Consider the following 20859-nt stretch of genomic DNA (forward strand, 5'->3'; position numbering starts at 1 on the left):
TACCTGAGTTTATTTCGCGAAGATGGTTCGCTCATCTAGGAAACGGGCCGTATTCCGAGGCCATGTCGATCGGCTGAATCAATTCCTCTCCGCCCTTATTCTTGCTCAAATTCACCTGGCGATCGACTCTGTTGAATTGCAGTTGGCCACCGAGATCGCGCCTGAGCAGGTCCTTGGCCGCTGAGGTCGGCGTCGCCGCATCCAGCCAGGCGTCATAGGCGGCGGGATCGAGAATTATCGGCTGCCGATCATGGAGGTTGGCCATCGAAGGCTGCCCTGTCCGTCGGGCAACCAGCACCAGAGATGGCCCGCGCCGTCATATTCACCGTCACCGGCGATCAATCACCGGCATCGGTCGGCGCCACTGACGTTCACTCTGCGATCCGGGTGTTCTGCACCGAATCGTCACGCCGCCAAGCGAGCAAAGAGCGAGTGTCCGACACAAGCCGGGAGACCCGCCTGATGCGTGCATCACCTTGCTTTAAGCGCAATTTGCCTCATTCAAACAGACGAGGACAGTAGCCCGGCCTGATTCTACGTTAGGAGGTCGTCCTGTGAACTCGTCCTGGAGCAATTGCAATTATTGCACGTTATGCGGAAACAGAAGCAAGCTCGTGAATCTTCATGCAGACACTGTTGGAGTTCATGCGGTCGCATCCCGTAGGGGGCACATTGTCGAAGAACGGCCGGGGGAACAACGATTTTTTCGGTGTTACCGCAAAAATCTACAAACCCCATTCGGTTATTTCCCGCCAGGATGACCACAACGATGGGATATTTGTCGTAAAATCGGGTTGGGCCATCCTTTACCACGGACTGCCGGACGGAGAACGGCAGATCATCGACACCCCTCTCAAGGGAGACATTGTCGGTTTCCGTGGTGTGGACGGACCCCGTCTGGCGTCGCTGGCGTCCATAACCGAACTAGCTGTTTATGAAATTTCCAGTAAGGAACTGCTCAAGGCAATTTTGTCCCAAGGCCACCTCGGGAAGAAGATCGCCTGCTCCCTGGCCCGCTTGAACGCCATCCTTGCCGAACATCTTATGAATACCGGGCGGCGGAACGCGATGAGGCGCACCGCCCATTTCCTGCTCGAGTTGGAGGAGAGGCTCTCCATGGTTGGGCTGTCGGCCCATGGGAGATATGAGTGCCCTCTTACCCAATATGAACTGGCCGACATCCTCGGAATGACCGCCGTTCACGTCAACCGAACGTTAAGGGAACTCCGCAAGGCCGATCTCGTTTCTTTCAAGTCAGGCTATGTAGAGGTGATCAACCGCAAGAAGCTGGTCGAAACAGCCGGATTCGACAGCGAGTATCTCAGATATCTCTGAGCGGCAGCATGCGGACCATCAGCAAATTCTCCGCTGACGACACCGTCCGGCGTCGCCGGAACAGTCACCTGGCGGGGCTTGGTATGTCAACGACGGCAGCCGCATCCGGCTCGAGGCGGTGGAAGGTTGGGCTCAGCGGAACTCAACCCATTCAAAATCGAGAGAAGCCAGATCCATCACGCCCGACGGCGACACGGCCTACCGCGCGAGGTCGGCGTGTGCCTACGGCAGATCCATCGGGTGTGCTCGAATTAAAGCGTTGCGCCACGGATATCACTTCTGCGCCCTGACTATGCCAACAGCACCTTCAGGAATTCTGGTCTACCTCTGCAATCGCGGCAGGCACTAGCCGATCCACGTTCGGGTGTCGGCTGGGCTGAAGATGGCTAAGTGGTCTCATGCCTGCGTCTTAAGGCAGATGCAGCGCCTTGGGGCCAGCCTGGCGTCGGTTTCCTTGAAAATTGCGAAAAAAGCAACCTATGTTAGAGACTGCTTATAAATAAACCGTACACTCACCCAAGCTGGTCTCGCTGAGGAGTCGGAGAACTGAAAACGGCTCAAATGGGGTAATCGAGCCTCAAGCTTTCACAAGGCCTGGTTATCAAACCTGCAATGCTAGTGAATGAAGAAACTACATCGCAAGGTGGCTTGGTATGGGAAAGAGTGGGTATTCCACGGCACGGCTGCATAACTACACTTCGGCCAATCGGTCAGGGGTTCCGTCCAGCGGAAGCGTTCACGGACAGAGGGAGTACCTCCTCATCCTGGACGGAAGGGCCCTAGACCGCGAGTGTCTCGCATCGGCTCTCGTGGACCACGAACTCGGCATGGGGGTCGCCGCCCTGAGTTCGATCGATGAATGGCGCGTAAAGAAGGGCTCGGCCCCTCCCCTGGCAGCCATACTCTTCAACCTTGGCGGACGGAAGGTCACCGATCATGGCATCGCAGACGAGATCAGGCACATTTCCTCCGAGTTCAAATCAATCCCTGTGGTCATCCTGGCCGACACCGAAGACCTTGTACAGATACTGACCGCTCTCGAATGCGGTGCACGCGGCTACATTCCGACCTCGGTCGGAATCGATGTCTGCGTCGAGGCTATAAACCTTGCGGCAGCGGGAGGCATCTTCGTCCCGGCGAGCAGTGTCCTTTCCATGCGGCACCTGATGGATTCGGGCAGCCGCGACAGACAGCCTTTGACAGGCATTTTCACACTCAGGCAGGCCGAGGTTGCCCAAGCGCTCCGGCGCGGCAAGGCGAACAAGATTATCGCCTACGAACTGAACCTGCGCGAAAGCACCGTGAAGGTCCACATCCGAAATATCATGAAGAAGCTGAAGGCGACCAACCGCACGGAAGTCGCCTACAAGGTCAACGATCTCCTCGCCGAGGGAACTCTGGTTGAAGAGTGGACCAGGCATAACACTGCCCGCCTTGGGTGAATTCCGCGGGCTGTGTTCGAGGTCTTCGGCACGATCGGCAGTATTGCCTAACTGACTGTGCGGGTTGATTGCTACCGCGGAATCGGCCGCTCAATCTGCGATCTAAGCAGGCTCGGGGAAGGTGTGTCTGCCTACCCATCCTATGGCCTCCTCGATCGTACCGAAATTCTGCCCGCTCAGCAGCCCGAACCCTGTCTCGAGGAACCATTTGCCTTTCGTGGAGTAGGCTTCCTCGTCGATCTGGGTGAGGACCGCCACCAGTTGGTCACGTTTCCTATTCGGGATCTCGTATTCGAGCATCAGGTGATCGCAAAAGACGTTCTGGGTCGGTTGGTTGACCTCCCGTTGGTCCTCGGGATCAACCCGTGATCTGCATCCGTCGGCCACTGCTTATCGATCGGCTATGGGCGGGGAAGTAGCTGTCTTCGAAATCAGCGGGTTCGAATGTGGACGAGTTTAATCGGAAGGGCCTCGGCCGAAGCTATCCAACGCTACCGCTAGGCTTTGGCAAGTGACCGCACAAGCCCGAATGACGATATGTCAGGACGGGAAAGCGGGTTTATCGGATTAGTGGTACCCCTTTAGTGCTTTAAGTAGATCTTGCGGATGGTGAGACTGCTGAGTTGCCATCTTGTCGTTCCCCGACGAGCCATTGCCAGAGGGGGGCGTAAGCATACCATGGTTCATCGCCCAAACTGCAGCCTGTGTCCGGTTGCGGACCCGAATCTTTCGAAGGATGGCCTTGACGTGTACCTTCACTGTAGCTTCGGCGATGTTAATCTCGCGCGCGATGGCTTTGTTCGATTCCCCTTCGATCAAGCGCCATAAAATACATCTTTCCCGATTTGACAAAATTACTAGTTCTCGATCCTCGTTCTCCACTTTAACAGCCATGTGTGTTAACTCGTCAGTTACCGTGGCATGTTTCAGACCATGCCTTACATCTTGAAGAAACGTCGAAGTTTCTGCAGGTAACACCATCTGCCCTAGCATAACCAATTCGAGAGCTTTGACGAAAGTGTCGTAAGCAGCAGCTTTTGTCAAATACCCGTCAGCCCCCGCACGAAGAGCTGAAACTATATCGGTCGTTCGACAGTAATCGGCTAGCGCAACGACATGGCAGGTCGGGTAAATCGCTTTAAAGTCTGCAATTTGTGCGAATTCAGCATCCGCATCAATACCGCCGACATCTATGATGAGCAAGATGGGTCGGTGCTGGGGTAGCGGCTTCTGCAGGAGATCGTGAACACAAGCCGCAGAGAAAAGAATACGAAAATTTGCTGCATCCAGGATTCGACTAAGGCCTTCTCGGAGTAACTCGCTCGGCCCGACAAGCACTGTGATAAAAGATTGCCTTGTCATCATGGCCTTCTCGCTCTGCGCGATTAAGATACACGCATCGATTAGGGGGCTCCACGCACCACCGCACAGTTTCTTTTTTTACCTTACGCTTGGAAAGCCCTACCCCAAAATACCCTCTTAAGGCGTAGGGCAGCATCGTCGAGGCCTATCCGGATTCTCAAGCCTACGGCCTTTTGGGGAAGGCACGAGCCCGGCTTTCAGCCGCTCCGGTAGCGGAATGATCGCGTTTGCAACTAGGAGCCGTAAATGGTGATCGGCTCGTTCTTCCAGGACCTGGATGATGAAGTTGGAAACGGCCCAGCCATCCTGCGAATGCATGTCGGAGCCGCAGGCGGTTCGAGACGCTGCGTCGGCAAACCAAGAGTTCCTCTTCGTTGCGTTGATCGCTTTTTGTCCCGTTTGCCATCAAAGAAGTTCTCCTGCAGCGCAGCAACCTGGCTATTGGACGAGTTCTCCCAAGACCGCGCTTTATCCGGAAGGAGTGCCCACAAAGGATAGTTGTGCCGCTGGCGGCGAAGGCTCACGATACGGCAGAGCCTTGCCCGTCGACCCTCGACCAGTTCGGGACGGGACGGGATGGCCGCCCTGAAATGAAAGCCATATGCCATGGCCATGGATACAGAATACAATTCCGGGCCCGCCCCTTTCCCGTCACAGGCGCCCCCACGCAGGGGAATAAAGGCCGTCCTGCTTGTCTTCGGGCTGTGCGGGGTCGCCGCCCTGGGAGGGGCCGCGGTCAGAAACGGGGGGGCCATGGAGGCTTCCAGAGCCATGGTACAAAAGGTCAAGGATGCCTCCGGATCCGTGGTGCAGAAGGTCGAGGATGCCTCCGGATCCGTGGTGCAAAAGGTCGAGGATGCCTCCGGCGCCATGGTGCAGAAGGTCGAGGATGCCTCCGGAGCAGTGGTGCAAAAGGTCGAGGATGTCTCCGGAGCCGTAGTGCAGAAGGTGTCTGCTGCTATCCATAGCTGGCAAGAACATCCGGTCCAAGCCACGGCCGAACCCTCCCGGGGGATCGTGTCGAGACCGGATGCGTCGACCATGGCGTCGGTCGAACGGAGCGCCGTCCCTGCGGTCCCCACTAGGGCCGAGCCTCCCAAAACCCTCAGGACGGGACCGGCTGCGTCGACTATGGCGTCGGTCGAACGGAGCGCCGTCCCTGCCCTCCCGATCAGTGCCGAGCGCCCCAAAAGCAAGGCGCCAGACGTGCCAACCGGAGCCCTCTTCGGCGTCGGCGATCGCCTCAAGGCCGTGTTCTACGAGCGCGTCGACGTCGAGGAAGACAAGTGGGGGGGCGCGTCCTCGGCCTTGCACGGCATCCTCCAGCGTCCGGAACTGAGCGGCGAATATATTGTCCAAGAGGACGGCACGATTTCAGTGCCCTTGCTTGGCTCCATTCCGGTCGCCAACCGGTCGACGCAACAGGTACAGGCCGACCTGGCGGAAACCTTCAATCAACTGCTGGGCCGCAAAGGACTGGTCAACATCCTGCCGCTGGAGCGCCCGCCCATTTACGTGCTGGGCCCGGTCAAGAATCCAGGCTCGTTCAAGTACGCGGCCGGCATGACGATCCTGCACGCGATCGCGCTGGCCGGCGGACTCGACCGGGCCGAGAGCGAGCCGTGGCAGAAGATCGAAGCCGTGCGTGAGACCCAGAAGCGGACCGGGGCGATCGATACCATGTTGAAGTTGCTCGCGCGCGCGGCCGTGCTGAAGGCCGAGCGCGACGGCACGGCGCCCAAGATCCCGCGCCAGTTGCTGGAGCTGGCCGGCGCGACCGAAGCTGCCAACCTCGTGAACGAGCAGAGCGACCGGCGCAAGGCCGTCGCCACGGCCCGCAAGGATCGCGAGCGCGCGACCATGCGTGCGCTGGAGGCGGCCAAGCAGGATGTTGCCGCTTATGCGCGCATGGAGTCGTTCGACGAACTCATCAAGCTGCGCCAGGAGCGCGTCAACAGCATGCGCACGCTCGTGGACCGCAAGGTTCTCAGCATGACGGTGATGGATCAGATCCAGAGTGAGTTGTCCGACGCGCAACAGCGTCGGCAGGACGCCCGCAACCAATACGCGAGCGCCAAGCAGCGCCTCGCTTGGCTAGAGTCTGAGGTGTTGCGGACCCGGGCCGACCTCAGGAACGATCTGGAGGTCGAGATCGAGACCACGGAGAGCCAGATCGCGGCCAATGTGCGCGAGTTGAACGCCAGCGAAGGCGTCCTGTATACGTTGCCGGTGACCCGCGCGCAGTTTGCGAAGGACGCAAACAGCGCAACTTATCAAATCGTGCGGCAATCGGCAGCCGGGCCGGTCAGCATCGAGTCCGATGGGATGACCCTGTTGCAGCCAGGCGACCTCGTCAACATCAGCGTGGGCGCTAGCGAGCCAAGAGAGCCGGCCGGTTCGCCGGTCCCGACCTTGCCGCTGACCGGCGAGAGCTTGCCGCCCGCGCGCACACCTAGCGATGGTCTTGGAACGTCGCTTCTCGAGAATGGCATTCAACAGTAGCGCTGCTATCCCCGGGAGACCCGGCATGAAGACCAGCTCAGCCTGCTCCTCAACGAACTGCGCTTGCCGCCATCAAGCGAAGTTGTGGGATCGAGATCCCCATCATATCGAGACCAATCCAGCCCATCCGACGAATACGCCATAAAAGCGTTGTATCGGACGCCAGTGATCGGTTGTAAAATGCTTCACCAAGCGACCATTCATCACAGGCAACTTTGACGGGATCCCTGTAGTATGTCTGAATTTTCTCGATCCCCATTCCGGGCGTGGCTAACCATGTCGGAATATGATGGCATAACCGATCAACGTCGGTTAGCACTTTATTGAGACCGGTACCCGCCGCCGGATCGCTGGTAGCAAAACTGTCACCAGCCAATACCAGACCGGGTTGCTGTTCATGATTCTGCGCAGCGTAAAGATCAACGGGTCGAATCTGAATATCACTTGACACGACAGCATCACCAAGGAGACGCTTCAATCGGGGCATTACCGAATACAATGCAGATAACGGCGATGTGCGAACTTCCTGACACCACGGATGGCGTATATCACCATGGTAGACGAACACATTGGCGCGCATTCTTGAACCAATCGGAAACATGCTCACATAACCCATAGGCCCTGGCCTTTCCGCAGAATACGTTAAAGCTTGAAATTTGAAACCAGCTTTAGAGGTGAGATCAAAACCAACACTGATCGAGTGGCATTTGCTGATCTCGGATCGCGTGATCGCACCCCGGACGACATTGTTTAAGCCGGTCGCCACCACAATCAATCGGGTCGACCATGTGTCACCATTTGACAGGGTAATTTCCTGCCGGTCGGAACTCGTCGTTATTTTGGTCACTTTAGCGCAGATGAATTGGACACTATCTGGAATCTGGCGGCGAATAACATTTACCAAATCCTCATAAGCCACCCCATATTCGCAGGGCTCGCCGTGTTTCCCTTGCTTTTTACCAATGACATAACCGCGACGGGCCACCCATATCTCAGCCATCGGTGTCGCAGCCGCCAATACGTCATCCACCAGCCCGGTTTTTTTGAGCAAGTCGACTTGATCGCCATCGAGTTTTTCGCAGCGAAACTCCACCGGATAGACTGGATGGATATCAACAAGGATGGTCGAAATCCCCATCCGGCCAAGCATCGCAGCGGCTAACGAGCCGGCGGTACCACCCCCGAGGACCGCTACATCAATATTATTCAATTCCCGCTCCTTCGCCCACCACTTCATTGACAACACGATCATGACAGCGAACCAAACGGTGTCGAAGAAAATTCAAGACTCCGTCTATTGCTGCAAAAACACAGTTCGGTGAACAGCGTTGACCTGGTCGCGCGATAAACAAGCGCCCCTGGTTCTCCATCAACCGGCCAGTCTCGCGAAGCAACCTGAACTGCTTCTCCTCAATTGTCTCGCAGCGAAAATCCTCCGGATAGGGATGATGCGCGTCGATCAGGACGACCGAGAATCCGGCTCGCCCGAGCGTCGCGGCGGCGATGGAGCCCGCCAAGCCGCCGCCGACAGTCCCAATATCTACGCCATACATCATAGTCTCCCGCAAAGTAATCTCATTATACTATACTTTTTCGAGAAGCTCGAGGATTGTATCCCGCTCCAAGATCAAAAACTCGTGAAGGGTCGGTCAGATAAACATGCGACGCAAGGATCGTCTTGTCTTACGAAGAACCTGCCGCAGCGGCGGATTTAACAACGTCGTTTTGGCATACCATGTATCCACATAATGGATCGCCATTCGCACCGCAATGACAATACGACCACGCAAATTTCTGCTATCAAAATGGAAAAACAAAGGCAAATTGATATCGGACCATGCAAGCTTATAGGGTTCGTCGCCGATCGTAAAATCGAATTTCTGCATCTTCTGGGCAATGGCATATTGCATCATTTCCTGAATATGCTGACGCCCGGGACTGTATTTGGCGAACTCGTCCTCATAACTCGACATCACCAGCGAATAAATGGAGTTGAACCGGAGACCGAGACCCGTCGCCACCGGAATCCCAGCCACATCCAGCCGCGTGACATGGATGACCTCGCACAAGCGAGGATTGGCGACAATCGCCAAATAAAATTCGCGAAAACCCGGACGTGCGAACATATCATGAACACCCATTCGGGCATAGCTGCTCCGTTTTTGTTCGATCAGCTTTGTAATGGTGCACTCGATCTCGGCCTGCTCTTGCACGTCTACAAAGCGAATCGACCCGCCACCTCGCTTGGCGAGGTTTTTGGCCTTGCGCCGGTGGGTATGCAGAGTCGAATTCGAAAACTTTGACGCATAAAACCGATCCCAGTTCGCTTCCGGGAGGGTTGCGACATGTCCGCCGCAATTAGTCAGCAAGACTGGCAAGTCGAGAAAGGGATTAGGTTGAGAGCCGACAACACTGGGCATATTGTAAAATTCAACAGCGTCGAAACGAAGTTGAGGATAGTCTTGAATCGTCCGAATTATGTCTTTCCATAGGCGGCCGAATTGCCCAGGTTTCACGTGATCGCTAAAATTTGTCGCCAGGATGGGCGAATTATAATCGCACAATTCCGATCCAAACCAGACCAGTCGGCGGATCAGACCATGGCGTTCGATCGCCAATGGCAGAATAAAAACCGCCACGCCGGTATCGTCGAGACCCAGCACGATCACCGGAATCAGTTTCTCTTTGGAGCCGATGTGGCGATACCATTCCATCTGCCAATCAAACAATTGGAATACAGTACAATCCGCATGCTGCTCTAATGTTCTCCACTGAGCTTCCACCGCGTCCATATCGGTGAAAATTTGCAGAGCAATATTCGCCGTCGTCATTGGGTGTTCCAATGTAACAAAGGTTTTAGCCAGTCCTGCTGCTAGAGAATGTTCTGCTTGAAATCCCAAACCCAGCGCCATGATCGATGTCTCCTCAAGTCTGTAGCGGCGACTCGGTCGGTCGCTCGTGCTGCGCGGGGCCGGCGGCAGAATCCAGTTTCACCGCGAAGGCCAAAATCAGGGCGGCACATGCACCCTCGATGCTGACGGCGAGCGTCCAGCCTAGGACCAGGCCTTGAAGTCCACCAAGCTTCGCCCCCGCGACCACGAAGCACAGCTCCAGCAATCCGCCAAGCGCGAACCAGCGAGATGCCTTGCGCATCCTGTCGCCCAACCGCGCCAGCGTACAGGCATGAAATTTGAGCGTTGATCCCAACAGGCTGAAGCCGAGGAAGCGCAGGCTCGAACCGGCGATCTCAGGATACGCTGGATTGAAGACCGCAAGGATCTGCTGCGAATAGGTGAAGACTATGACGGCGCAGACCAGCGAGAAGAGCAATGACGCCGTCACCGATACAAGGACATCGTGTCTGGATTGTTTTGGGCATGCCCTGATCACGGGGAACAGGACCGTGGCCATGGCTGCGGGAATCAATGACGCCATAGAGACCAGCATCCACAACGCCACGAAGGCGGCATTTGTGGTGGGCGACAGGAGAACCAGCACAAGGTAGGGCATGATGACGCTCGGGGCCTGCACGGCCACATCGAGCGCGTAATGGTCGACCACCTTGCGTCGGAGAATATGGAGCAGCCGAAAATCGGGGACCCCAACAAGACGACGCGCGCCGCCCCGGGTCAAGAGATCGACGCCGACAAAGGACGCCAGCAGGCCGGCCACCCAGGTCAGAAGCAGCGCGGCACTGGACGTGTGGCCGGCGGCCGCAGCGCAGGCGATCAGCAGCAGCTTGAATGTGGAGAACAGCACTTGCCGGATCATCCTGCCGGTGCTGCGCAGGTTGCCGACGAAGGCCTGGTCGACCATCATGGCGAGAACTGTCAGGCCGCAACCGAGGACGAATGCAACTCTTTGGAGCCAGCCGCCGATCGACTCGGTCGAGCTGTTGAGGTACGCATCTCCGAAGACAAACACCACGGCCAGGCCGACCCCCAGCACCACCCCGATGGACGCTGCAGCGGCCACGAGGCCGCGGTCCCTGCCTGGATGCCGGACGATTTCACCCATCAGCAGGGTCCCGAGCCCGCCCTCCCCCAGCAGGCCGACGAACGCCATCACGGATAGGAGGGCGGCGGCCTTGCCGATCACTTCCGGCGGAAACAGCCGCGCCGCGAGCCACCAATAGACAAACCCGAGACCGGCCGCTGCAATCGTTCCGATCGCCAGAGCGCTGGAATTCAGCACGAGCGCGGCGCTCTTTCGAAGCTCTCGTCGGGCGCGAATAATGGCCGTCCTGACGAGGTCTACCGGCAAGATGGCTCTCCCGACGAACCTTGCTGCGACGGCACCGCTGCCCTGCTGGCGGCTGGGCGCAGGACGTCCCGGTAGACCTGCTCGATCCGGGTCACGACCGCTCCGGCCTTGAGGCGGCCGACCCTGGCGAGGCTTGTCACCTCCAGGCGGGCCAGCAAGGCGCGGTTCTCCAGAAGGGTCTGCATTGCGTGGGAAAGGGCGTGCGCATCACCGGGCGGCACGAGAAGCCCAGTTTCGCCATGATCGACTAGATCCGGCATGCCGCCGACGCCGGTTGCAACGACCGCCTTGCCGGACGCCATCGCTTCCATGATGACCGTCGCGCAGGCTTCGGGCCCGACCGACGGCAGTACGCCGTACAGTGAGCGCCGCCAAGCATGCATGATGGCGGAATGCGGCCATGCGCTGAAGACGCGGACGTTCGGCGGAAACTCTGTTGGCGTATCGGCGACTCGGCGCCCGATCAGGACCAGCTGCGGCGCCCGCTCCAGGCCGGCATAGGCTCGCAGGAGAACGTCAATGCCCTTGAGGCGCATCATGTCACCGACGAACAGGATGAATTCATCCCGGGGTAGCTCCCGCAGGCAGGGATTTTCCGGGCCAAGCACCCCGACATCGTCGGGCACGAAGTTGGGGATGACCTCGTAGGGGGCGCTGCCTTCGGTCAGTCCGGTGTGACGCGCCACCGCGTGGCTCACCGCGATGAAGCGGTCCACCGCGCGCCGAGCGGCGAAGCTCGACGCCCAGTTGCCAAACGTGGTCGCGGCTGCCTTCACTGCCCCGTAGTGCCTTGTAGCGCAGGGCAGGCACTTGGCCGGCGCTGGGCCACTGCAGAGATTGGCGCCCAAGTGCATGAAGTTCTTCTTGGCGCAGACAAGACCGTAATCGTGGAGCGTAACCACGAGGCGTGCCCCACTCAGACCTTTGAGCGGCAGGAAGGACGCGTAGATCCAGTTGTGGGCGTGGACGATGTCCGGCTCCTCCCGGGCGACCAGCCGCTTCAGGGCAAGCACCAGTTCGGGATCCGGAAAGGGCGGTGCATGGCGGCGCTCGGGATCGCTGTGGAGGCCCGACAGACGCTGCAGCGTGCCGCGCAGGCGATGCACGCGGACCGCGCCGTCCAGCTCCGTTTCGGGGGATCCGGGATGCATCAAGGTCCCGACGCTGACATGATGGCCCCGCTGCGCCAGCGCCGCGCCGAGATTGCGGACATGCCGCTCCTCTCCCCCGATCACCGGAGGATAGAACTGCGATAGCAGCAGGATGCGCATGGTCCAACCTCGTTTCAGATGCGCGGCACCAGCGTCGAAACGCTGCGATAGAGCCGGTTATCTTTCGGTCGATAGAGCCGCGCCTCGGCCGTCTGGCGAGTTGCCAAGGCGGACACCGAGATTTCCCGTGTCCAGGTGTGGCCCGGCGGGACGGCGATCGATCGGAAAACGGCGAACGGTTGCCCATCAAGGGTGATTTCCACGTCGAATCGCTGAGGTCGGGTCTCGGCGCTCCTGATACCGACGGTGATCCGGCCGGACTGGCCACTGGCCGACGGCAACAACCAGAACGCGATGTATTTGAATTCCCGGTAGGCCGCTTCGTCCCGGACGGCCAGCGCATAGGCTCCGGTCGCCACAAGCACCGCTAGCATGAGCGCGGCCACCTGCCAGAGCCGGACCCGCGCCGGGGCCGGCCAGGCTGGCAGATCGGGAGTGTCGCAGCGGCCGGCGGCCACCACTGCGGCGGCGGCCGTCACGGCCCAGAACCACAACGCCCAGCCGAGCGGCGTGAGGAGGCCTGCGGCGTTCAGGGCAAAGCCCCCGGCGATGCCGGCGGCAAAGCTAGCCCCGACCGCGTAGACGAGGTGTTGCAGCGCGGAGGTGGTCCTGATGCCAATGGCCCGCAGCACCGTGTGACCCGGGACGAGTAACACCATGGGGGCGCCCAGGACGGTACGGAGGAGCAAGCTGTCGCTGACCGCAACGGCCGCCACCGCGGCCCCCGCCCAAAGGCATGCGGCTAGAAGGTCCCGCTTGCTATGAATTCTCATGCAATCCCCTCACGTCGTAGATGACGATCCAGCCGTTGTCGTAGATGCGGGTGATTCCCTTGACGTCATTGAACTTGAGCAGAGCTGCGCCCAAGAGCGGCGTTCCCCGCTGCGCTTGCCACGGCTGAAAGTAAAAGCCGAGCACTGGGGGAGCCGTGGTCAGGCGCAGGTCAATCAGCAGGAAATCGATGTCGCTTCCCGCCAAGGCCCAATACTCGTCGGGCCCCAATGTCTCCGCCTCGAATATGCGCGCGGGGTCGATGCCTTCGATGATAGTGACCCTGACGTCCTGCCGGCCATAGCTCGCAAGCAGAAGGCGGTTGATACGGTCAGTGGTGAAGCGGTTGCCGGCACCGAGCCACTCCTTGGCCCAGCGTGCCGTTTCGATACCCATCGGCTCGATCGATTCCTGGTCCGCGGCCACCCTGAAGCGCCCATGGATTGGATTAATCGAAGAGCTAGTGACGCCGCCCAGGACGATGATCACCAGAGCAACGGCCGGTGCGATGCGGCGCCACCCGCGTGGCGTGCGGCCCTGCCAGAAGTGGACGATGCTCACCGCGACGACCAGCCCGACGGCGATGAACACGAACGTTGCCATGCGGTTGCCGATTTCCCATCCGGCGACGGTCAGTCGGAAGGCCACCGAGACCGGCAACCCGAAAGCCAGCAAGCTGAGGAGCACGAGGCGGCTGTCGCTCCAGCGGCGTTTGAGAATGTTTTGGATGGGACGCCAACGGGACCGCGCACCACCTGGCGCTGCCATGGCCAGCGACCGAAAGAATCCCGTTGCCAGTCCGAGTGCCACCAGAAGGAGCGCCAGTAAGGTGGTCAGCCGCATGTAGAGGGCCTTGTCTGGCGCTCCGAGGTGCTCCGACCGCGGGGTGGGCGCGCCCAGGATCTTCCCGAGCAATGTGTCGAAGCCAGACTCGATCACCGGGCCGAGATAGCCTGTGAGAGGGATGCCACGGGCCTGCACCCACAGGGACGGCAGGGCTATGGCGAGGATCGCCGCGACGCCCACTGCGATGCTGGTCTTGTTCCGCAGGGGTTCGTGCCGGCGCAAAGCCTCGAGGGCCGCCAGCGCTCCGAAATAGATGGCGGCGAAGGCGGCAGAGAGGTGATGCGTGACCGCGAGGCTTGCCAACAGCAAGGCAATCAGCCCGAGCGACTTCAGCCTCGGTCGCCCGACCAGATCCTTGGACGCTGCTTCGACCGCGAAGGTCAGCACGCACAGCACGATACCGAGGCTCCCGTAGGAGAACATCGAGTCGAATAGGAAGAATGTTGAGCAGCCCATATAGGCCAGACAGGCGATGGCCGAGATACGCGGCGATCCGGCGATGCTTTCGAGGAACAGAAACAGGGCACCGATGAACGTGCCCTTGAGGATGGCCAACAAGAGCGTCCCCGCCACAAACAAGGGCAGTCCCGTCAGGTCGACGATCGCCGTCGTCAGGATTTCCAGGGCGGGATACGTTGGCCCGATCGGGAAAAGCGGGTTGGACAGGAACAGCCGGCGGGCCGTGATGAGATCCTCAGCCGCGATCCAGTGCAAGACCTCGTCGTAACCGCTGAAGCTCGTCGGGGAATAGACTACCTTGCAGTAGAACAGGGCTTCAGCAAGCAGGAACAGGAGGAACAGGCGCTCCCCGCGGGCTGTTGTCGGCCAGGCGATGCGAAGGCTGGTCGGAGCGACCAGGAGAACGATACCGGGCCAGAAGAGCAGCGGCGCCACGTCATAGCCCCGGCGCCCGGCGGCGTGCCCGGCCACGACCAGGAGCAGAGCCGTAGCGACCGTCAGGCACAGAACCGCGATCCATCCGGAGTTGGCCCGTTGCGGCGGGGTATCGGCGCTGCCCCCGCGAAGGTCGGGACCGATAACGGCCGAGACAAACCTAATCCCGGCCTGGAGCGGGTTGATCCTGGTTCCCGCGGTGAAATGAGCCGGCATCATCAGCATCATGCCCTCGTCGCAGGAGGCCACGATGTCACGCCGCCGGAGGGCAAGCGGACCATGGATCGGCTGCTCAGGACCTCACAGTAGACGTCGTTCAGCGCTTGAGCGCAGGCATCCCAGTCGGGCAGCGCCATACCCGGCACCTCCCGATGGGCCCTCAGCTCCTCGGCCATGGCGGCGGCCAGCTCTTTCGGACCGGCGTCGGGCGGAATCGCCCTGCATAGGCCATTGGCGGCCAGCTCCCGCAACCCGGAGGTGTCGCTGACAAGGACCGGACGGCGCAGCGACAGGGCTTCCATGACGGCAACCGGATGGGCTTCGTAGTCGCTGAACAGCACGAACAGCGCGGCGCTCGCCAGGAGGTCTGCCATTTTCTGCCGCTCGGATCCGGGGATACCCCCAATTGTGACCCGCTTCTCGAGGCCGTGCGTCGCGACGAGGCGCCGCAATTCTCCCTCGTACGGGCCTGTTCCGACGATGTGCAGTCGCACGTCCGGTACCCGGCGGATCAGTTCGGGCAAGGCCGCAATCGCTCGGTGATGGCCCTTGTAGCGCTCCAGCCTACCGCCCGACACGATCAAGTTCGGATCGACCTTGACGCCGGGGCTCGCAGCCGGCATTGCAGCGCCGTTCGGGATGACGACAAACCGTTCCCGCGGCAAGCCCATCCTCACGCTGAAGAAGTCGGCTTCGAATTCGGAGACCCCAATCAGCCGCGCGGCCCGGGCCACCAGCGGCCGAAGCAGCGCGTGCTGTGTGCCACGCACGGCGTTGCGCAGCCGGGAGGAATGCCCGCCGCTGTGGAAGGTCAGGATGAACGGCAGGTCCCCGCGGATGGCCGCCAGCAGCCCGATCGGTGCCACGAAGCTGTTGTAACCTTGGAAATGGATCAAATCCCAAACCCCGCGCCGGATCGCGGTATAAATGCCGGGCGCAGCATAGAGGTCCAGCTCCCTCGGCCAAGCTCGCACGCGCCGCACGCGCATGCCGCGCACCTCCTCCTCAACCGGCAACTCCCCCGAGGGATCGGTGGAGAGCACGTCGACCGAGTGGCCACGCGCCACCAAGCGTGGACCGACTTCCTGGATGTGAGTTTCGATGCCGCCTATGAGGGGATAGCAGCGGGCGGCAACCATCAGGATTCGCATCGGGTTTGTCCACCGACATCACAAGCTGTCGCGCTCCGCCTTTGCTGTGGTTGCACCCTCTCGCGCAGGATGGTCTTGAGGATGCGCCAGCCGTCCGGGATGGCGCGCAGATGGCTCACACCGCTGATGCGCGGAACCTCGAAACTCGCCACCTCGACGATATTGAGGTGGTTCTTCAAGGCCCGCACATTGATGAGGGTCTCGATTTCGAACCCATCGCAATCGCAGTCCAGCGTGGCGACGTGCTTGCTCCAGAAGGCTATGTATCCGTAACATAGATCGGAGAACCAACCGCCAAAGAGCAGCCGCACGAACAGGGTCAGCCCCTTGTTGCCGAACATCCGGAACAGCGACATGTCGTGGGTGCCGGCGCCCTGGATAAAGCGTGAACCCTTGACGAGATCCGCGCCGGCCATCAGTGCACTGACAAAAACGATCGCCTCCTCCGGGACCATGGAGCCGTCAGCGTCCAGCATCACGATGATGTCGCCTGTGGCGGCCAGGAATCCCGCTTGCAGTGCAGCGCCCTTGCCCCGCCGGGGCTCCATCACAACCTTCACGTCCTCTCGCAGGCGGCGCGCGACTGCGACCGTGTCGTCAGTCGAACGACCATCCACGATAATGATCTCATGCGCCCAGTTGGGGATGCGCGGCAGAAGCCAAGGGAGGTTCTTGGCTTCATTGAGCGTCGGGACGACGAAGCTGACTCGGGGCAGAGTCACCGATCGCCGCAGCGCGAAATTGACCGGGTCAGGCGGCGATGTGGCACCGACGGGGGCGAGAATGCTGGAGAGAGGGGCGTTCATGGCAGCGCTTCGAGGTCGTACGATGGGACCCATCCGGGGGGCATATTGTGCTTCCATGACCCCATGAGCTCCCCGAAAATCCGGTGCTCCACATCGCGCGCGCGCAAATGCGCGGCCAGCGACAAGCCGCAGCGACCAGCTCCAATGACCGCCACATCCACGGATGTGCTTGATCCAACCATATGCGGACTCCCGGCCATATAATGAAAGGAGATGAAATGAAAGAAGATCGGTACTCTTGTCCCCCATGATCTTAGGTTGTTATACGACGATTACTGATTCAGATCTGAAATGGAAGGACGATAGATGGCTAGGAAAAGACAATAGATGATTAGCCCTTTTGGGGTATCCCTTCAGGTTATTTCCAGTCCATACCACCTGCGCGGATAGCACGGCAGCGCCACCGATCATCTTCAGCAGCTGTGCTGGCAGCGTTGCCAAACCCGATTAGACTTCTGGGGCCACCTTCAACGCCAGCGGGGACATCCATCGACCTGCGGCCGGCACTAGCCCATAAGCGACAATTTCTGCTGAGCGAACCGTGCGGAAGGCAGCGAAGATCGTCGGCGCGAAGAAATGAACGTCCATCGCAACGCTGACATTGCCACTGGCCAGAAGCTGCGATGTGCAGGTGGGCTCGCTCCTTCACTCGGCCGTGTTTCCGAGCTTATTCTGTGGCCGAAAAGGGCCGAGCGTGCCCGGCCCTTCGCAGGCGGGGTACCTCGCGCTCGACCGCTTGGCTACGGGTAGCTAACCCGGACGAGACCGGCCAAGAGAGGGACTGCCCACGCGGTCCCGAGACCTCACGCGGTCCCGAAACCGGCGCGTCGGGTACCAGCAAACGATAGGAGGTCGTGACCTCTCGCAAACCCCGGATATGCCCGAACAGGTCGATCACCTCCAAACCAGACCGGCGGTTGTAGGTGTGACATCCCAACGCTCCGGACCAAATGCGACCGACCGGGGTCTGGGCAAACTCCGACGCCCCCAGCGCATCGATTTGGCAGAACGTCACCGCGCCGCCATAAACGCGCGCGCAGTCTTGGACCGGGCGTAGCGTGCGTCCGCCGTGTCGGATGACGGCGCCTGCGGGGCGGCTGAGCCTGGCATCGAGCAGGACGGGGTTGGCGGCATGCGACGTCCAAGACCCGGTCAGGCTCTCGGCACGGTAGAGGCTGAGGACATCCCAGGACGTGGACCTCCACAGCCTTGGACTGACGAAAAACCAAAAGCCGCCCGCATGCCAGAACGGCGTGGTATCGTAGCCCTCAATGCCTTCCATGAGGCAGGCCTCCCGCGTCCACCGGTAAGGGAATTCCACTGCCCGGTAGAGGCTGACATTTCTGGCCGCCCCCGATTCGGGGATCATCCAGGTCTGCCCATCCTGCTCGAACACGAACGGATACGAGAGGTGATGCGGTTCCTCTACGACGATCCGGGATGCGCCGGCTGTCCCGTCCCGGTTCACTGTCACGACCGCAATGCATCCCCGGTTCTTCGAGTAGAGATACTGTTCGACAAAAATGAAATCCTGCCCCTGGTGCCGGAACGGGAATGGGTCGGCAAGGTAGCTGTCGGCATTTCCGGTGAACACCCGGAAGGCTGCTTCGCCTTTGTCGAGCAGGCTCGCCGATTCATCGAAGCGCCAGCCAATCCCCCACATCCTGCCGCCCCTCGCCAGGACGTCCAAAAGCCCGATCGCCTTCGATGCAACCGTGCCGGTCGCCCTTGCAAGCGCCGAAAGCGCGCCAAACGAAGGCACTGCCATCCGTGGACCGGGGATACCGGACGCAGATGAACCGGTTTCCTCGTACAGGGCTTTGAGGATCAGCGGCACAGCGCATGAAAGGGCGCTGTCGAGCCTCGTTGCCAACACCTCACGGTCTCCACTGGCCGGACGCGCCGTCCACGGCCGCAACGGGCGCGCCGTGTCATGCAGGTCGACGAGAAGATCTTGATGATTCAACCAGGCCGCCACGACTCCGATCTCGCCGGGTGCGCCGTTGAAGACCGGGGTGAGCACGCGCCGCGCCGCCGGGAGCGATTCCGCCCCGCTCAGATCGATCACCACATCCACTTGGTCGGCCTGAGGCGGCGGCAGGCACCGCAGCGCCGCCTCGACGGGGTCGATGGCGCCGTACCCACGAAAGCCATAGACCAGTCGTTCGAGTTCGAGCAGCAGACGGCAGATTAACGGCAGCGGGCGGCTACCTGCCGCCAAAGCGCAGGAGACTTCGTTGCCGGGCACCTCAGCAAGCGCTTCTGTCAGCCAGAGGTGCCACCGCAGTAGCCGGGACGGATCGAGACTCAGGCAAATGCGCATTGTTGTTCTCACGGGATTTCAAAAGGACGTCAGCGATCCGCCTACCCTGGACTCCGCGGCGGGCCCCGCGAGCCAAGGGCGGCAGATGGAAAGCCGCAGCGCGAGGATGGTTTACACTTACTGCGGTGGCGGGGACTCGCCATGTGGGGGAGCCGAACACTTGATTGGGAGATGCCTGACAGCACGGGTCCATACTCGAGCGGCTGGGAGCGGCCAAGCGCCACTATGCCCGAACGATACCGGGCTGTGCGAGGTCAGATGAGGTAATCCTTCGGGGTTCTTGCGCTGTGTCTCCGGCAAGGGTCATGTGGAGGGATGATTATCGAATGGCAACGGGCGAAATACGGACTGCGCAAGGCGTGGTTGTGTGCGCTCGTGTTCGCGTTCGTATCCGTTCCGGCAGTCGCGAGCGCCGCGGACGGTGCGTCGGCAACGTCGTTCATCAAGACTTCCGGAACGAACTTCACCTTGGACGGCAGGCCGTTCTTCGTGACCGGCGTAAACAACCACTATCTGACCTACGGGTCGCAGGATGAGGTCACCCGCGTTCTCGACGACGCGGTGGCAATGGGCGCCAATGTGGTCCGCACCTTCCTCCAGCCGGTGATCGGGTCGCTCGACGGAAGCAAGCCTACGCTCTGGGATTGGCAGCTTGAAGGCGAAGCCAGCAATCTCGCGGTCAAGGGCACATATCTGCTCCACTGGGATCCGAGTCAAAACAGGATGGCGATCAATGACGGCGTCAACGGCATGCAAAAGGTTGATTTCCTCATCGCCGAGGCCGGCAAGCGACGCCTCAGGCTCATCATCGCCGTCCTGGATTTCTGGGCCTTCACAGGCGGCGCCCAGCAGATGCGGGCCTGGTATGGGAGCCGGGACGCCCCAGGCGTGCAGAGCCAGTACAACACCGACCTCAGCAAAGAGAGGTCGGTGTTTTTCTTCCAGGATCCGCGCACGAAGCGCGACTACAGGATTTGGGTCCGCCACGTCGTGCAACGCGTCAACCCGCTTACCGGGCTTGCCTACCGGGACGACCCGACCATCATGGCCTGGGAGCTGATGAACGAAGGCAATGCGCAGCCTGAGGCTTTGCGGTTGGCCTGGACTGCCGAAATGTCCGCTTACGTCAAGTCCCTCGATTCCAATCACCTTGTCAGTTCAGGGCATGCCAACATTCTCGACCCGAAGCTAGCCGATTTGACGATCCCGACTCTCGATTTCGGGACCTGGCACGGCTACCCGCTCTATAACAAGCTGACGGTCCAGCAATTCAACGACATGATCCCCGAGTTCTGCCAGTTGGCCGCCCGCGCCAAGAAGCCGGTGCTTCTGGAGGAGTTCGGCCATGCCCGCTCCAATCAGAACGTGGCTGCAGCTTACGCCATGTGGCTCGACACGCTGACGCGTGATCGCAACTGCGCCGGCTGGATGGTGTGGCGCCTGGTGTCGCGGCAGGACAGCGGACGCTATCCCGTCGACGAACACGACCAGTTCGATATCCACAATGACGGCGGTGCGCTCTGGAACATCCTCAAAGCCGCCGCGGCTCGGGCGACACAGACACGCGAAACCAGCCCGGCCACAGAACCCAGCCGGCAGCTGCCATGACCGAAGACCGTGTGATCTGCCCCTACACGCTCGACCGCTGGGAGAATTTGAACGTGGCAATCGCGG

General features: G+C 60.4%; 17 protein-coding genes. 4 read left to right on the forward strand and 13 right to left on the reverse strand.

Annotation, left to right across the window (positions count from 1 at the left end; translation table 11 throughout):
* Positions 1-31: 31 nt before the first annotated feature.
* A complete protein-coding gene (locus A9K68_RS19950; protein ID WP_065008242.1) occupies positions 32-265 on the reverse strand; it encodes an SOS response-associated peptidase family protein in 234 nt (77 codons plus the stop codon).
* 407 nt (positions 266-672) lie between these two features.
* On the opposite strand from A9K68_RS19950, the gene A9K68_RS19955 reads away from it, so the two are divergent.
* Positions 673-1335, forward strand: coding sequence for a Crp/Fnr family transcriptional regulator (locus A9K68_RS19955; RefSeq protein ID WP_246811200.1), 663 nt, complete (start codon positions 673-675; stop codon positions 1333-1335).
* Positions 1336-1988: 653 nt separating this feature from the next.
* Positions 1989-2777, forward strand: a complete 789-nt coding sequence (locus A9K68_RS19960) for a response regulator transcription factor (protein WP_082982364.1) — start codon at positions 1989-1991, stop codon at positions 2775-2777.
* Positions 2778-2879: 102 nt separating this feature from the next.
* Here A9K68_RS19960 and A9K68_RS19965 read toward each other — a convergent pair whose 3' ends face one another.
* Together A9K68_RS19965 and A9K68_RS19970 are read right to left on the reverse strand one after the other, a co-directional pair.
* The gene (locus tag A9K68_RS19965; RefSeq protein WP_065008240.1) at positions 2880-3077 is read right to left on the reverse strand and encodes a hypothetical protein; all 198 of its coding nucleotides are present in this window, start codon (positions 3075-3077) and stop codon (positions 2880-2882) included.
* A 267-nt stretch (positions 3078-3344) separates the two neighbouring features.
* The gene (locus tag A9K68_RS19970; RefSeq protein WP_065008239.1) at positions 3345-4142 is read right to left on the reverse strand and encodes a response regulator transcription factor; all 798 of its coding nucleotides are present in this window, start codon (positions 4140-4142) and stop codon (positions 3345-3347) included.
* 768 nt (positions 4143-4910) lie between these two features.
* On the opposite strand from A9K68_RS19970, the gene A9K68_RS19975 reads away from it, so the two are divergent.
* Positions 4911-6641 carry a polysaccharide biosynthesis/export family protein gene (locus tag A9K68_RS19975; RefSeq protein WP_065008238.1) on the forward strand — a complete coding sequence of 577 codons (1731 nt, stop codon included), beginning with the start codon at positions 4911-4913 and terminating at the stop codon, positions 6639-6641.
* Between the two features lie 49 nt (positions 6642-6690).
* On the opposite strand, the gene A9K68_RS19980 is transcribed toward A9K68_RS19975, so the two are convergent.
* The 10 genes from A9K68_RS19980 to A9K68_RS20025 form a co-directional block, all read right to left on the reverse strand.
* Positions 6691-7851: an NAD(P)/FAD-dependent oxidoreductase gene (locus tag A9K68_RS19980; RefSeq protein ID WP_163603052.1), complete on the reverse strand. Its 1161-nt coding sequence runs from the start codon at positions 7849-7851 to the stop codon at positions 6691-6693.
* A complete protein-coding gene (locus tag A9K68_RS32500; protein ID WP_156768313.1) occupies positions 7844-8194 on the reverse strand; it encodes an FAD-dependent monooxygenase in 351 nt (116 codons plus the stop codon). Before A9K68_RS32500 ends, A9K68_RS19980 begins: the two co-directional genes overlap by 8 nt.
* A 96-nt stretch (positions 8195-8290) precedes the next feature.
* On the reverse strand, positions 8291-9553 hold the full coding sequence (locus A9K68_RS19990; RefSeq protein WP_082982360.1) for a GNAT family N-acetyltransferase: 1263 nt from the start codon (positions 9551-9553) through the stop codon (positions 8291-8293).
* A gap of 13 nt (positions 9554-9566) precedes the next feature.
* Positions 9567-10904, reverse strand: a complete 1338-nt coding sequence (locus A9K68_RS19995) for a hypothetical protein (RefSeq protein WP_156768312.1) — start codon at positions 10902-10904, stop codon at positions 9567-9569.
* Positions 10895-12175: a glycosyltransferase family 4 protein gene (locus A9K68_RS20000; RefSeq protein WP_082982359.1), complete on the reverse strand. Its 1281-nt coding sequence runs from the start codon at positions 12173-12175 to the stop codon at positions 10895-10897. The genes A9K68_RS19995 and A9K68_RS20000 overlap by 10 nt, the downstream gene beginning before the upstream one ends.
* A 14-nt stretch (positions 12176-12189) precedes the next feature.
* A complete protein-coding gene (locus A9K68_RS20005; protein WP_156768311.1) occupies positions 12190-12834 on the reverse strand; it encodes a hypothetical protein in 645 nt (214 codons plus the stop codon).
* Between the two features lie 100 nt (positions 12835-12934).
* Complete coding sequence (locus tag A9K68_RS20010) at positions 12935-14914, reverse strand: hypothetical protein (protein ID WP_163603053.1); 1980 nt, start codon at positions 14912-14914, stop codon at positions 12935-12937.
* Entirely contained in the window at positions 14911-16056 is a 1146-nt protein-coding gene (locus tag A9K68_RS20015; protein WP_065008233.1) for a glycosyltransferase family 4 protein, read from the reverse strand. The genes A9K68_RS20010 and A9K68_RS20015 overlap by 4 nt, the downstream gene beginning before the upstream one ends.
* Positions 16044-16862 carry a glycosyltransferase family 2 protein gene (locus A9K68_RS20020; protein WP_156768309.1) on the reverse strand — a complete coding sequence of 273 codons (819 nt, stop codon included), beginning with the start codon at positions 16860-16862 and terminating at the stop codon, positions 16044-16046. Before A9K68_RS20020 ends, A9K68_RS20015 begins: the two co-directional genes overlap by 13 nt.
* A gap of 667 nt (positions 16863-17529) precedes the next feature.
* Complete coding sequence (locus A9K68_RS20025) at positions 17530-19185, reverse strand: hypothetical protein (protein ID WP_065008231.1); 1656 nt, start codon at positions 19183-19185, stop codon at positions 17530-17532.
* Positions 19186-19500: 315 nt separating this feature from the next.
* Between A9K68_RS20025 and A9K68_RS20030 the strand changes: the two genes are divergently transcribed.
* Entirely contained in the window at positions 19501-20793 is a 1293-nt protein-coding gene (locus A9K68_RS20030) for a cellulase family glycosylhydrolase (RefSeq protein WP_082982358.1), read from the forward strand.
* The last annotated feature ends 66 nt before the right edge of the window (positions 20794-20859 follow it).

Origin of the sequence: Mesorhizobium sp. AA22 (assembly GCF_001672375.2) — a bacterium.
Classification (GTDB): Bacteria; Pseudomonadota; Alphaproteobacteria; order Rhizobiales; family Rhizobiaceae; genus Mesorhizobium; species Mesorhizobium wenxiniae.